The 12,975-nt window shown below is 73.4% G+C and carries 10 protein-coding genes; 4 read left to right on the top strand and 6 right to left on the bottom strand.

Features of this window, described 5'->3' with window-relative positions; translation table 11 throughout:
* Positions 1-50 precede the first annotated feature (50 nt).
* The gene (locus AQJ67_RS36280; protein WP_062723745.1) at positions 51-1,553 is read left to right on the top strand and encodes an MFS transporter; all 1,503 of its coding nucleotides are present in this window, start codon (positions 51-53) and stop codon (positions 1,551-1,553) included.
* A 75-nt stretch (positions 1,554-1,628) separates the two neighbouring features.
* Here AQJ67_RS36280 and AQJ67_RS36285 read toward each other — a convergent pair whose 3' ends face one another.
* Together AQJ67_RS36285 and AQJ67_RS36290 are read right to left on the bottom strand one after the other, a co-directional pair.
* Positions 1,629-4,775, bottom strand: coding sequence for a Tat pathway signal protein (locus AQJ67_RS36285; RefSeq protein ID WP_244190706.1), 3,147 nt, complete (start codon positions 4,773-4,775; stop codon positions 1,629-1,631).
* Positions 4,776-4,955: 180 nt separating this feature from the next.
* Positions 4,956-6,362, bottom strand: coding sequence for an NAD(P)/FAD-dependent oxidoreductase (locus AQJ67_RS36290; RefSeq protein WP_208615102.1), 1,407 nt, complete (start codon positions 6,360-6,362; stop codon positions 4,956-4,958).
* Between the two features lie 18 nt (positions 6,363-6,380).
* Between AQJ67_RS36290 and AQJ67_RS36295 the strand changes: the two genes are divergently transcribed.
* The 3 genes from AQJ67_RS36295 to AQJ67_RS36305 are packed head-to-tail and all read left to right on the top strand — an operon-like array spanning position 6,381 to position 8,912.
* Positions 6,381-7,304: an aminoglycoside phosphotransferase family protein gene (locus AQJ67_RS36295; RefSeq protein ID WP_063807403.1), complete on the top strand. Its 924-nt coding sequence runs from the start codon at positions 6,381-6,383 to the stop codon at positions 7,302-7,304.
* Positions 7,305-7,313: 9 nt separating this feature from the next.
* Positions 7,314-7,802, top strand: coding sequence for a GNAT family N-acetyltransferase (locus tag AQJ67_RS36300; RefSeq protein WP_062723748.1), 489 nt, complete (start codon positions 7,314-7,316; stop codon positions 7,800-7,802).
* A 21-nt stretch (positions 7,803-7,823) separates the two neighbouring features.
* Positions 7,824-8,912 (top strand): DUF4037 domain-containing protein, encoded by a 1,089-nt coding sequence (locus tag AQJ67_RS36305; RefSeq protein ID WP_244190707.1) that lies wholly within the window; start codon positions 7,824-7,826, stop codon positions 8,910-8,912.
* Here the strand turns inward: AQJ67_RS36305 and AQJ67_RS36310 are convergent.
* From AQJ67_RS36310 to AQJ67_RS36325, 4 genes are read right to left on the bottom strand one after another with little or no spacing between them, the layout of a single operon-like run.
* Positions 8,891-10,171: a wax ester/triacylglycerol synthase domain-containing protein gene (locus AQJ67_RS36310; protein WP_062723750.1), complete on the bottom strand. Its 1,281-nt coding sequence runs from the start codon at positions 10,169-10,171 to the stop codon at positions 8,891-8,893. The genes AQJ67_RS36305 and AQJ67_RS36310 overlap by 22 nt on opposite strands.
* Positions 10,168-11,385, bottom strand: a complete 1,218-nt coding sequence (locus AQJ67_RS36315; protein WP_062723751.1) for a beta-ketoacyl-[acyl-carrier-protein] synthase family protein — start codon at positions 11,383-11,385, stop codon at positions 10,168-10,170. The genes AQJ67_RS36310 and AQJ67_RS36315 overlap by 4 nt, the downstream gene beginning before the upstream one ends.
* Positions 11,382-11,657: a phosphopantetheine-binding protein gene (locus AQJ67_RS36320; protein WP_062723752.1), complete on the bottom strand. Its 276-nt coding sequence runs from the start codon at positions 11,655-11,657 to the stop codon at positions 11,382-11,384. Before AQJ67_RS36320 ends, AQJ67_RS36315 begins: the two co-directional genes overlap by 4 nt.
* A gap of 26 nt (positions 11,658-11,683) precedes the next feature.
* Complete coding sequence (locus AQJ67_RS36325) at positions 11,684-12,961, bottom strand: wax ester/triacylglycerol synthase domain-containing protein (protein WP_062723753.1); 1,278 nt, start codon at positions 12,959-12,961, stop codon at positions 11,684-11,686.
* Positions 12,962-12,975: the final 14 nt, after the last annotated feature.

The following is a 12,975-nucleotide window of genomic DNA, read 5'->3' on the forward strand; positions in this document are numbered from 1 at the left end:
AGCACTCCTCCCCAGATGCGATACGCCCCGAATCATGGTCTTCTGACCAGGTGAGCGTCACCCGAACGGGTGAACCCGCCCGAGTCGCCGACCCCGACCCCCGCCGCTGGTGGGGCCTGGTGATCATCGCGCTCGCGCAGCTCATGGTCGTCCTCGACGCGACCATCGTGAACATCGCCCTCCCGTCCGCCCAGGAAGACCTGGGCATGACCGACGGCAACCGGCAATGGGTGATCACCGCGTACACGCTGGCCTTCGGCGGACTGCTGCTGCTCGGCGGCCGCATAGCCGACCTGGTGGGCCGCAAACGCACCTTCGTCATCGGCCTGGTCGGCTTCGCCGCCGCCTCCGCGCTGGGCGGCGCGGCCACCTCGTCCGGCATGCTCTTCGGCGCCCGCGCCCTCCAGGGCGTCTTCGCCGCCGTACTGGCCCCGTCGGCCCTGTCCTTGCTGACGACGACCTTCACCGACCCCAAGGAGCGCGGCAAGGCCTTCGGCATCTACGGCGCCCTGGCCGGCAGCGGCAGCGCGATCGGGTTCATCGTCGGCGGGCTGCTCACCGAGTACCTGGACTGGCGCTGGTGTCTGTACGTCAACGTGCCCATAGCCGTCGTCGCGGTGATCGGCGCCCTGACCCTGCTCCACGACAGCCCCGGCCACGCGGGCGCCCGCCTCGACGTCCCCGGCGTCCTGCTCGGCTGCGGCGGCCTGGTCGCGATCGTCTACGGGTTCGCCGAGGCCCAGCCGCGCGGCTGGACCGACCCGCTGGTCCTGACCCTCTTCGCGGCCGGCGTCGTACTCCTCGCGGCCTTCGTCTGGTGGCAGACCCGGGCCCCCGTGCCCCTGCTGCCGCTGCACATCATCAAGGACCGCAGCCGCGCCGGCTGCTTCCTGACCATGGCGCTGGCCGTGATCGGCATGTTCGGGCTGTTCCTGTTCATGACCTACTACCTCCAGGTCATCCTCGACTACTCGCCGGTGATGACCGGCCTCGCCTTCCTGCCCCTGACGGCCGCGATCATCATCGGCTCCACCCAGATCGCCGCCCGGCTGCTGGACCATGTGGCGCCCCGCCTGCTCATGGCCCCGGGCGCCCTGCTGGCGACGGTCGGCATGGTGCTCCTGACCCGGCTGACCGTGCACTCGTCCTACGCGAGCGACATCCTGCCCGCCCTGATCCTCATGGGCCTCGGCATGGGCCTGATCTTCATGCCGGTGTTCGCCACGGCGACGGCGGGCGTGGCCCCGCAGGACTCCGGGGTGACCTCCGCGACCATCAACACCTCGCAGCAGGTGGGCGGTTCGATCGGTACGGCCCTGCTGAACACCGTCGCCACCACCAGCAGCGCCGCCTACATCACCGCCCATCTCACCGACCCGGCCCAGCGGGCCCTGGTCACCAAGGAGGGCGTCGTCCACGGCTACACGGTCGCCATCTGGTGGGCCGCCGCCATCATGCTCCTGGCCGGCCTGGTCGCCGCCCTGATGGTCACGGCGAGGCCCCCGGAACACGGCGCCCCGCAGGACACGCGGGTCCCGGAGTCGGTGGCCTGAGAGGGGCCCCACAGACGGGGGGAGGGACCCCACCGGACCGCGGAGCCCCTCCCCCACCCCTTCACAACAACGCGCTCAGCCGGCGACCGCCTTCGTCGCCTTGCTCAGCGCCGACCCGTCCTTGTGCCCGGTCCGGCGCGCGGTCACCTTCACGGTGATCTTCTTGCCCTTCTGCGCCGCCTTCAGCACCAGCGACGACTTGGTCGCCCCGCTGATCGCCTTGCCGCCCGCGTACCACTGGTACGCGTACGACGTCGCCGCCGGACTCCATGTCCCCGTCGACGTCTTCAGCGTCCTGCCGACCTTCACCGTCCCGCTGATCACCGGCAGCCTGGTCGCCTTCGGCGCGTCCCCCTTGGCCACGACCAGCGCCGCCGAGGTCGCCGACCCGCTGACCCAGCCCGACCTGACGGCCGTGACGGTCGCGGTGAGCTTCTTCCCGACGACCGAGGCGGCGACGGTGTACGAGGCCGAGGTCGCCCCGGCGATCACCTTGCCGTCGGCCTTCCACTGGTACGTGTACGAGGTCGGCGCCCCCGACCAGCTCCCCGGCGCCACCGTCACCTTGGCGCCCGTCTTGGCCGTGCCCGTCACCTTGGGTACGGCCGTGTTCCTCAGCTGGGGCTGGGTGACGGTGAAGCTGCCGCGCGGGTACTCGCAGCAGTTGGTGAGCACGCTGACGTTCCAGGTGCCCGCGGCCACGCCGGTCAGGTCGAGGGTGGCCGTCAGCGTCCTGTTGTCCGCGGAGACCGACTGGGTCGTCGCGGTCAGGGTCCTGCCGCTCTGGGACAGCCGTACCGTCGCGTTCGCGGGCAGCGCGGTGCCGGTCACCGTGAGCGTGACCTTGCCGCCGGCGACCCCGGTGTCGGGGCTGACCGAGGTGACGCTCACCTTGTCCGTGCCGCACAGCCCCGACGCACAGGTCAGCGTGGCCCGGTAGGCGGTGCCGGCCGCCTTCTCCGGCAGCCCGAGCAGGAAGAGGCTCGGCGCGGCCGCCGTGGTCGCACCGCCCGCCGAGCACGAGAAACCGGAGGTCGACGCCGTACAGCCGTTGTTCCAGGCCTTGTTGTACAGCGCGGGCACCGCCGTGGCGGTCGCGCCGCCCGTGTCCGTGATCTCGACGCCGAACCGGTCGTACCCGGCCGTCGGCAGCACCGCGCACACCGCGCTGTGCTGCTCGTCGAGCGTGCCGGTGACCGGCCCGTAGCCGTACGACACCGACGGCACCCTGGTGCACTCCGGCGCCGGACCGTCGGCGGTCGCGACGCGCAGGGCGTCCAGGTGGTACTCGGGGGCGGCCTTGAGCTGGGCCGGGGTCTGCACCAGGACCTGGTGGGTGGTGGACCCGGTGACCGCGCAGGAACGGTTGCGGTAGGAGCACTCGCCGCCGCCGTCACCGCCGAACACCGCGATGTTGGCGGTGCCGAGCGCGTCCCGTACGTCGACGTGCAGGACGTCGGTGGCCGCGTCGGTGGTGAGCTGGTGGCAGTTCAGGGTGCCGGGGGCGCCGTAGGTGCCGGCCACGGACGGGCCGCCGACCGGCACCGCGGCGGACTTCACACAGCCCGCCGAGGAGGCGCTCGCGGTCATGTCACGCCGGGCCAGCGTGTACGTGGCGGGCAGGTCCCGGCCGGTGACCAGCACCGTGTGGGCCTTGCCCGGGGTCAGCGCGCACACCGACCAGCCGTCGAGGGAGGCGGCGCGCTCGCAGACCTTGCGGCCGTCGGCGTCCACGACGGCGAACTTCGCCGGTACGCCCCCGGAGGTGCTGACCAGCTGGAGGACCTCCGCGTCCGTGTGCGCGTCGGCCGGGATGCTCAGGCACCGCGAGAAGACGCCGTCCCCGGTGGTGAGCGTGGCCGTCGCGCCGTCGGCGGCGAAGCTGCCGGCAGGCAGGACCGGGCAGTCGTTCGCGGCGTCGGTGCGGTGGAAGGCGATGGCGTACGGACCGGTCGCGCCGTCGCCGACGCCGTCGGTGTGCACCAGCGCCCGGTAGGGAGCCGCACCGGTCAGCTCGCAGTCGGCGTCGGCCAGCTGCCACGCGTCGCACCGCGCGACGCCGTCCCGGTCGTAGACCGCGAGCTCGGCGTCCACCCCGGACGCGGCGAGCGGGGTGAGCGCGGCGAGGTGGGCGCCCTGCGGGACGTCCAGCGCCAGACAGTCGTACTGGCCGACCGTGCTCAGCTCGCCCTGGTACGCCCCGGTGCTCGTGGCCACGCACCCGGCGTCGGAGGCCCGGTCCAGCAGGAGCAGGTCGTCCGGGTCGGACTCCGCGTACGCGAAGGGGTACGCGCCGTCGAGGACCGCGGTGTAGGTGCCCGCGGCCGGCAGCCGGCACGGGTCGCTCTCCCGGCAGGCGATCTTCCCGGCCGTGTCGTACACCCGGACCGCGCTCGCGGAGTAGTCGTCCACGGAGTGCACGAGGTACCGGCCCGCCTTGTCGACGGTGAAGGTGAAGCAGGGGTTGTCGGCGAAGTCCAGCCCCTCCAGCGGCCCGTACGGGCGCACCGAGGCGGTACGGCAGCCCCGCGGGTCGGACAGCGACCGCACCTTGACCGCGTACTCGGCGGGGAATCCCCGCTCCGCGTACGTCACCTGGGACAGCACCCGGTAGGGGCCGTCACCGGGCAGGACGCAGCTGCGGGTGTCCTCGTCGTCCTCGGTGACGCGCGGGCAGATCCAGGCGCCGGTCGAGTCGGTGATCCAGGCGAGGCTCTCGCCGTAGTACCGCGTGCCGTAGGTGAGCCGGACGCGTTCGCCGGCCGTGCCCTCGAACTCCTGGCAGTCGACCCCCAGCTTCCCCACCGAGGTCCGGCTCACCGCCGGAAGGTCCCAGCCGGTGCCGACGGACTCGAAGCAGCCCGGGGTGTCGGCGCCGAGCGGGACCACGGTGAACGAGGCCTCGGCGGCCGCCAGGCCGTCGTTGACGACGTCGAGCCTGTAGGTGCCGGCGGCGGGCACCTGGCAGCGGCCGCCCTTGGAGATCTGCTCGTCGTAGCAGTCGACCTCGGTGCCGTCCTCGGCGGTCAGCCGCGTGTACAGGTTGTCCAGCGACACCAGATACAGGCCGGCCGCCCCGGCCGTCAGCGTGTAGCAGGCACTGCTCTGGGCCGGGACGGCGGCCTTGGTGACCGCGTCCCCCGGGTCGCCGAAGGACGCGAGCGTGAGCGGCGCGCACTCCGGGTCGACGGCGGCGGCGGGGCCGGCCCCGGTCAGGGTCACCAGTGAGGCGAAGAGTGAGACAACAGCGGCGAAGGCGGTCGGCAGCAGCGCCGGCCGCCTCCGTCTCGCGGACGGACAGGCGTCCTCGGGCAACGGATCCCCCCTGGATCACGAGTAGTTGAGGGGATCGTCGCACACGGGTACGACAACGCACACACGAGATCCCGGGCGCCGGCCGGCTCAGTCCCGCCCGGCCACCTTGTCCGCCACCCGCGCCAGCCGCGACGCCTGCGCCGCCCCGCTGCCCTGCTCCCTGCGGTCGGCGGCCCGGTAGGTGGCGTACAGCCCCTGCACGCCCAGCCAGCGCAAGGGCTCCGGCTCCCACTTGCGCACCTTGTGCCCGACCCACGGCAGGTCGAGGAGTTCGGTGCGCACACCCTGTCCCGAGTCCTGCTGGACGAGGTCCCGGAGCGTACGGGCGGCGAGGTTGGCGGTGGCCACGCCCGAGCCGACGTAGCCGCCCGCCCAGCCGAGGCCCGTCGAGCGGTCCAGCGTGACGGTCGCGCACCAGTCGCGCGGCACGCCCAGCACACCCGACCAGGCGTGCTCGACCCGCACCCCGGCCAGCGCCGGGAAGAACCCGACGAGGATCTCCCGCAGCGCCTCGACGGTCGCCGGCTGGGTCCGGCCGTCGTTGTCCGTCCTCGACCCGAACCGGTACGGCACCCCGCGCCCGCCCAGCGCGATCCGCCCGTCGGCCGTGCGCTGCGCGTACATATAGGCGTGCGCCATGTCGCCCAGCGTCTCGCGCCCGTCCCAGCCGACCGACGCCCACTGCTCCGCGGTGAGCGGCTCGGTGGCGATCATCGAGGAGTTCATGGGCAGCCAGGTCCGCTTCTGTCCCTTGAGGCTCGCCGTGAATCCCTCGGTGCAGCGCAGGACGTAGGGCGCGCGGACGGTGCCGTACGGGGTGACCGCGTGCTTGGGCCGGATCTCCGTGACCGGCGTCAGCTCGTGGATGGTCACGCCCAGCGCCTCGACGGCCGCCGCGAGCCCCTTGACCAGCTTCACCGGGTGCAGCCGCGCCCCGTGCGGCGTCCAGCTCGCGCCGACCGCGTCCGCCACCCGGATCCGCTCGGCGGTCTCCCGGGCCCCGTACAGCTCGCGGTCCTTCTCGCCGTACGACAGCTCGTGCGCGTGGAAGGCCTTGAGCCGCGCCAACTGCGCGGGCGTACGGGCGACTTCGAGCACCCCGCCCTGGTGGACGTCGGCGTCGATGCCCTCCGCCCCGGCGACCCGGACGACCTCGTCGACGGTGTCGTTCATGGCCCGCTGGAGCCGTACGGCCGCCTCGTGGCCGTGCAGTCTCGCGTACCGGCCGCGGCCCGCGATGCCGTTGTACAGCCAGCCGCCGTTGCGTCCCGAGGCCCCGTAGCCGCAGAACTTCTGCTCCAGGACGGTGATCCGCAGGAAGGGGACGGCCTTCTTCAGGTAGTACGCGGTCCACAGTCCCGTGTAACCGCCGCCCACGATCACCACGTCCGCGGAGGTGTCCCCCGCGAGCGGTTCGCGGACCGCGGGGAGGCCGTCGTCCGCGTACCAGAAGGAGATGGCGCCGTTCACGGCACCGCTGACCGAGCTGCTCATGGGAGGACGTTAATTGGCATGAGCGGTTTCCGGGAGCCCAGTAGGGTCCGAAAGGTGATCGACATTCCGCAGGAGCTCGCCGCATCACAGCAGGAGTACAACGGGGAAGCGGGCCGCGCGTACATCGCCGGACTTCCCGCCCTGACCGCCGCCTTCCTCGACCGCTGGGAACTGAAGGCCGACGGCCGCCCGATGCACGGGGTCAGCGCCCTGGTCCTCCCGGTCCTCCGCCGCGACGGCACCCCCGCCGTCCTGAAACTGCAGCTCCTCGACGAGGAGACCGCGGGCGAGCCGGTGGCCCTGCGCGCCTGGGACGGCGACGGGGCGGTCCGTCTCCTCGACCACGACGAGGCCACCGGCACCATGCTCCTCGAACGCCTCGACTCCTCCCGCATGCTCGCCCACCACCCGGACGTCCACGAGTCCGTCCTGGTCATCGCCCACCTGCTGGCCCACCTCACGTCCTTCCCCGCCCCCGCCGGGCTGCGCCACCTCGGCGACATCGCGCGGGAGATGCTGGAGCAGACCCCCGACGCCCTGAAGCTCATCGCGGACCCGGAGGCCCGCCGTATCGTCGCCGACTGCGCCGCCGCGGTCCGCGAGGTCATCGACACCCCCGGCGACCGCCTCCTGCACTGGGACCTCCACGACGAGAACGTCCTCGCCTCCGAACGCGCCCCCTGGCTCGCCATCGACCCCAAGCCCCTGACCGGCGACCCCGCCTTCGAACTGTGGCCCGCCCTCGCCAACCGCTTCGACCCCGCCGACATCCTCTGGCGCTTCGACGCCATGACCGACGTACTGTCCCTGGACCGAGCCCACGCCCGCGCCTGGACCTACGGCCGACTCCTCCAGAACTGCCTCTGGGACATCGAGGACGGCCGCCCGCTGGACGAGGAGCAACTGGAAATCGCGAGGCGGCTTCGCGACCGCGCAAGCTAGCCTGCGCCCATGATCCGACCCGCCACGCCCGCTGACGTCCCCGCCATCCACACCCTCGTCCGAGAACTCGCCGAGTACGAGAAGGCGCTGGAGGAGGCGAAGGCGACCGAGGAGCAGCTCCACACGGCCCTCTTCGGCGACCACCCGGCCGCCTACGCGCACATCGCGGCCGACGACACGACCGGCGAGACCGTCGGCTGTGCGATCTGGTTCCTGAACTTCTCCACCTGGCGCGGCGTCCACGGCATCTACCTGGAGGACCTCTACGTCCGCCCCACCGCCCGGGGCGCCGGCCACGGCAAGGCCCTGCTCACCGAACTGGCCCGGCTGTGCGTCGAGCGCGGCTACCAGCGCCTGGAGTGGTCCGTCCTGAACTGGAACGCACCCTCCATCGCCTTCTACGAGGCACTCGGCGCCCGCCCCCAGGACGAGTGGACGGTGTACCGCCTGACGGACGAGGCGCTGACGCAGCTGGGCGGCGGCCTTCCGCAGGCGTGACTGTCCCCAACTGGCAACAGCGTGAACTTCATCCCCGGCCTCGAACTCTCCCGCCGCTTCTACACCGACGCCGTACGCCCCCTGCTGGAGAAGGCCGCCCCGGGCGTCCCCCACTCCGCCGCCCGCATCGGCAGCGGATCCGAGGTCCTCGGCTACGACACCCCGCGCTCGGCCGACCACGAGTGGGGCCCGCGGCTCCAGGTCTTCCTGCACCACCACGACGTGCCCCGGCACGCGGCCCGGATCACACACATGCTCGCCGAGCACCTCCCGAAGACGTTCCTGGGCCACCCGACCAACTTCGCGCCCACCGGGGAGTCCCGCGACATCCGCGTCATGCGGCTCACCGACGGCCCCGTCCACCACCGCGTCGAAGTGACCGGCACCTCCACCTGGTTCACCGACACCCTCGGCTTCGACCCGGCGCAGGGCATCACCCCGGCCGACTGGCTGGCCGTACCCGGTCAGCTGCTCGCCGAGGTCACCGCGGGTGCCGTGTTCCACGACGGTCTGCACACCCTGACCCCGTTACGCCGGGCACTGCGCTGGTACCCCCACGACGTCTGGCTGTACGTCCTGGCCTGCCAGTGGCAGCGCGTCGCGCAGGAGGAGGCCTTCGTGGGCCGCGCCGGCGAGGTCGGCGACGAACTGGGCTCGGCCGTCACCGCAGCCCGCCTGGCCCGCGACCTGATGCGGCTGTGCCTGCTGATGGACCGCCGCTACCCGCCGTACGGCAAATGGCTCGGCACCGCCTTCGCCCGCACGGCCGCCGGGCCCCGCCTCACCCCCGTGCTCACGACCGCGCTCGCCGCCACGGACTGGCACACCCGCGAACGTCACCTCGTCCACGCGTACGAGATCGTCGCGCACCAGCACAACCAGCTCGGCCTGACCGACCGCGTCGACCCGGCCACGCGCCCGTACCACTCCAGACCCTTCCAGGTCCTGCGCGCCGACCGCTTCGCCGCGGCCCTGACCGCCCGCATCACCGACCCGGCCCTCAAGGACCTGCCGCTCGTCGGCGCGGTGGACCAGTTCGTCGACAGTACGGACGTCCTGTGCCGCCCGGAGTCGGCCCGCACCCTGAGTCACGACGTACGCAAGCCCTGACCGGCCCGCACGGCCGGCCCGTCGCACGCCGCGAGCGCTTCGAGCTCCCGGACGACCGCCGCGCCGATCAGCTCGGCGTCACCGGCCCGCCCGTGGCTGACGACCGTGAGCGTGTAGGCGTCGGCGGTGTGGACGAGGCAGAGGTTCGCCGTGCCGGGAGGGGACAGCTGCGGCAGGGGGACGACCCGGGCCAGGGGGCGGCCGTGCAGACGACTGGGGTGGTCCCGCCACTTGAAGGCGGTGCACAGGCTGGTGGTGAGTTCGGGCCGGGCCAGTCGCCGGGCCATCACCCCGGCCAGCCACGGCACGGCACGCGCGGCACCCTGCAGCGCGGGAAGGATCGCGCGGTGGGCGTCGCAGCGCCGGCCGAACCCCCCGACCTGGTCCTGGCAGGCCGCGAGCCGCGCCACGGGGGACTCCAGATCGACGGGCAGCGGCATCCGCAGCACGGTGACGCCGTTGCCGAGCTGCTGCGCGCTGCGACGGGTCCGCAGGTCGACCGGGACCGTGGCGTAGAAGGGGTGCGATCCCTTCGGCCAGGCCCGCGGCGGCCCGTGGCAGACCCGCAGGGCACCGGCGTACGTACTCAGCAGCAGCTCGTTGAGAGTCGCCCCCCGCCCGTCGGCCGGCTGCCGGCGTGCCGTACGCATCACCTGCGGATCGAGCTCCACGACCGCGACCGACGGCCGCGCCTCGTCGGGGGAAGCCGTGGGCAGCGGCCGTCCGAGCGCCCCGATCCGGCGCAACTCCCGGCCCACGTCCGCCGCGCTGACGGCCGGCCGCCGCCGTACGGTCGCGGTCGGGTCCGCCGCGGCCGGCCCGCGCGGCGGCAGCGGCGGTACGGCGTCGTCCATCAGCAGCCGGAAGACCGTCTCCAGCGATCTGCCGTCCAGCAGCGCGTGATGCGCGAACAGCACGAGGGCGTCGCCCGCGACCAGCAGCCGCCACAGCGGCCGTTCGGGCGGCAGCAGCCGGCTCACGCCGTCGGCGAGCAGGGACCGCAGATCCTGGTCCGTGGTGGTGATGTGCGCGCCGGCGTCGAACGGCCGGGCGGTCTCCCAGCGGTGGCCCGACAGCGCCCCCGACCCGGTGGGCGGCCGCAGGACCAGGCTCATCCGCTCCAGCCCGCCCCACCGTTCACGGACCCGGGCCCGCACCCGCTCCAGGTCGAGCGGCTCGCCGGGGAACACCCCGGCGATACCGATCGTCCCCGGCAGCCCGTTGCGCAGATGCCCTTCGTCGATGGCCGTCAGCCTCATGTGCCACAGCCGTGGGGCGAGTCGAACACGACACAGGCGTTGTGGCCGCCGAAGGCGAAGCTGTTGCTGATCACCGGCCCGTCCGGGATCTTGCGCGGCTCCCCGACGACCATGTCCAGCTCGCACCGGGGATCCAGCCGGGTGAGATGCGCGGTCGGCGGCGCGAGCCCCTCCCGCACGGACAGCGCGGTGATCACGGCCTCCAGCGCCCCCGCCAGCCCCAGCCCGTGCCCGGTCACGGCCTTGGGCGCGGTGACCGGCACGGCGCGCGGGCCGAACAGCGCGCTGATGGCCTGCGCCTCGGCGAGGTCGTTCAGCTCGGTGCCGGTGCCGTGCGCGTTGACATGGGTGACGGCGTCCGCGGTCGAACCGGCGTCGGCGAGCGCCTGCTCCATGCACGCCCGGGCCCCCGACCCGTCGGGGTGCGGTGCCGTCAGGTGGAAGGCGTCGGACGTACGCCCGTACCCGGTGAGCGTGGCGTGGACTCGGGCGCCCCGCGCGCGGGCGAGGTCCAGCCGCTCCAGCACCAGGAACGCCGCCCCTTCGGCGAGGACGAACCCCTGCCGCCCGACGTCGAACGGCCGTGACGCGGAAGCGGGATCCTCGCACGCGGTGACCATCGCCCCGGCCCGCCCGAACGCCAACGCGGTCGTCGGGGTCAGCGGACTGTCATGGCCCCCGGCCACCACCACGTCCGCGCACCCCGCCCGGATCATCTGCATGGCCTCGCCCACGGCATGCGTACCGGAGGCACAGGCGGTGGAGACCGTCAGGCTGGGCCCGGTGATCCCGAGCCTGGCGCTGATCCAGTACGCGCCCGCGTTGTTCATCAGCCGGGGCGCGTAGAGCACGTCGGGCTGTCCGATGCCGTTCTCCTGGCTGATCACCCCGCCGTACCCGGTGCCGGTGACCACAGCCCGCCGGCCGGGACCGACGTGCAGTCCTCCGGCGTCCGCCACCGCGTCCACGGCGGCGCACACGGCCAGCTGCACCGAACGGTCCATCCGGCGCATCTCCTTGGGCGCCAGTGAGCCGGCCGGGTCGAAGGCGGTCATGGCGGACGCCGGGTACACGACCGTGCCCTCGTCGTCGAAGGCGTGCAGCCCCGTCGCGGAACGGCACCGCACGAGACTCTCCCAGAGCTCCTCGGGACTCGCCCCGGCCGCGCAGCGAACCCCGAGGCCGGTGACGGCGACGGCGGGTCGGCCGGTCATCGGGCGAGGGTGCTGTGGGCGCCGGGGGTACGCAGCCGCACGATGAGGTCGGCGACATCACCCACGGTGGACACGCCGACCTTGTCGGTCCCTCTCAGACAGACGCCGAACAACTCCTCCGAGGCCGCTTCCAGTTCGGTGATGTCCAGGCTGTCCGCGCCCAGGTCGGCGACCAGCCGAGCCTGCGGGACCACCGCCTCCGGCGGCACCGACATCACCCGCGCGCACAGCGGGCGCAGCGCTTCCCATACGTCGCCGTGTTCCGCTTCCATGCAACTGCCTCCATCTCCTGGTGCCGTCAGGGCACTGACGGCGTCGCCATCCCGGCCCATGTCTCGAACTCCGTGACGACCGCGTCGGCGAGCCGCTCCGCGTCGTTCGGGCGCAGGTGGCACACCACGGTGAGCGTGAACGCGTCCCCTGCCTGTGCCAGGGCGAAGCTGACCGTGCCCGGGTGCTGCAGGGGCGGCAGGCCGACCGTGCGCACGAGCCGACGGCCCTGGAAGGTGCCTGCCCCGCCGGGCCACTTCATGGCCGTGGTCGCGGTCGCCGCGAAGCAGTTGTGCCGCCCGCGGTCGGCCAGCAGCCCGGTGACCCAGGGCCCCGTCCGGCGAACCGCTTCTGCGGCCGGGAACAACACGGTGGCGTGCGCGGCGGCCCGCTCGGGCACACCGGCCATCGCGGCCTGACCGGCCCGCAGCCGTGCCACGGGCCCGTCCACGTCGACGGGCAGCGGAACCCGGACGACCGTGAGGGTGTTCCCGAGTTCGCCCGTGGTTGCCCCGGTGCGCAGATCGCACGGTACGGCCGTGTAGACCGGTTCGTCGCGCTGTCGCCATTGCCGCACCGGCCCGTACCGGTCCCGCACCGCCCCGGCCACGGCGCCGACCAGCAGCTCGTTCAGCGTCGCGCCCCGGCCGTCGGCCGGCTGCCGGCGGGCGGACCGGACCATGTGCGCGGGCAGTTCGCGCACCGCGACCGAGGAGCACGGCTCCCCGGGCGGCCGCATCGGAAGGGCCTGTCCCGCGGCCGCCAGCGTCATGAGCTCCCTGCCCGCCGCACGCAGGCCGACCCGCGGCGGCGGCGCCGACCGCACCGACTCCCTGGCCGCGGGGCCGTCCATCAGCGCGCGCATCAACGTCGCCAGGGACCGCCCGTCCAGCAAGGCGTGCTGGGCCACCAGCGCCAGCGCGAAGTCACCGCCGTGCGCCGCGTCCGGGACCACGTGCAGCCGCCAGGGCGGCAGCCCGCCGGTCAGCGGCCGGTCCACGCTCCGCGCCCACAGGTCGTCCAACTTGGCCGACGCCACGCCGACATGCGCACCGGGATCGAACGGCCCCGGCACCGCCCACCGCATCCGCCCGCGCCGCCCGAACAGCCCCCGCCGCACCGCCGTACCGTCGCCCCGGGGGCCGTCGAGCACGCAGTTCATCCGCTCCAGGCCCGCCCACCGCTCGGCGACACGGGCCCGCACCTGCTCCACGTCGGGCTGCTCGCCGGAGAGGACCACCGCCAGGCCGATCACACCCGGACACCCGTTGAGCAGCAGCATCTCGTCGGCATAGGACAGTCTCATGCGGTCTCTCCGGC

The sequence above is a fragment of the Streptomyces caeruleatus genome, from assembly GCF_001514235.1.
GTDB lineage: Bacteria > Actinomycetota > Actinomycetes > Streptomycetales > Streptomycetaceae > Streptomyces > Streptomyces caeruleatus.

Coding starts and splice junctions, on each gene's coding strand:
- AQJ67_RS36290 (WP_208615102.1), bottom strand. CDS start 6,362: ATGAGCAGCTCGGTCAGCGGTGCCGTGAACGGCGCCATCTCCTTCTGG.
- AQJ67_RS36295 (WP_063807403.1), top strand. CDS start 6,381: ATGAGCGGTTTCCGGGAGCCCAGTAGGGTCCGAAAGGTGATCGACATT.
- AQJ67_RS36300 (WP_062723748.1), top strand. CDS start 7,314: ATGATCCGACCCGCCACGCCCGCTGACGTCCCCGCCATCCACACCCTC.
- AQJ67_RS36310 (WP_062723750.1), bottom strand. CDS start 10,171: ATGAGGCTGACGGCCATCGACGAAGGGCATCTGCGCAACGGGCTGCCG.
- AQJ67_RS36315 (WP_062723751.1), bottom strand. CDS start 11,385: ATGACCGGCCGACCCGCCGTCGCCGTCACCGGCCTCGGGGTTCGCTGC.
- AQJ67_RS36320 (WP_062723752.1), bottom strand. CDS start 11,657: ATGGAAGCGGAACACGGCGACGTATGGGAAGCGCTGCGCCCGCTGTGC.
- AQJ67_RS36325 (WP_062723753.1), bottom strand. CDS start 12,961: ATGAGACTGTCCTATGCCGACGAGATGCTGCTGCTCAACGGGTGTCCG.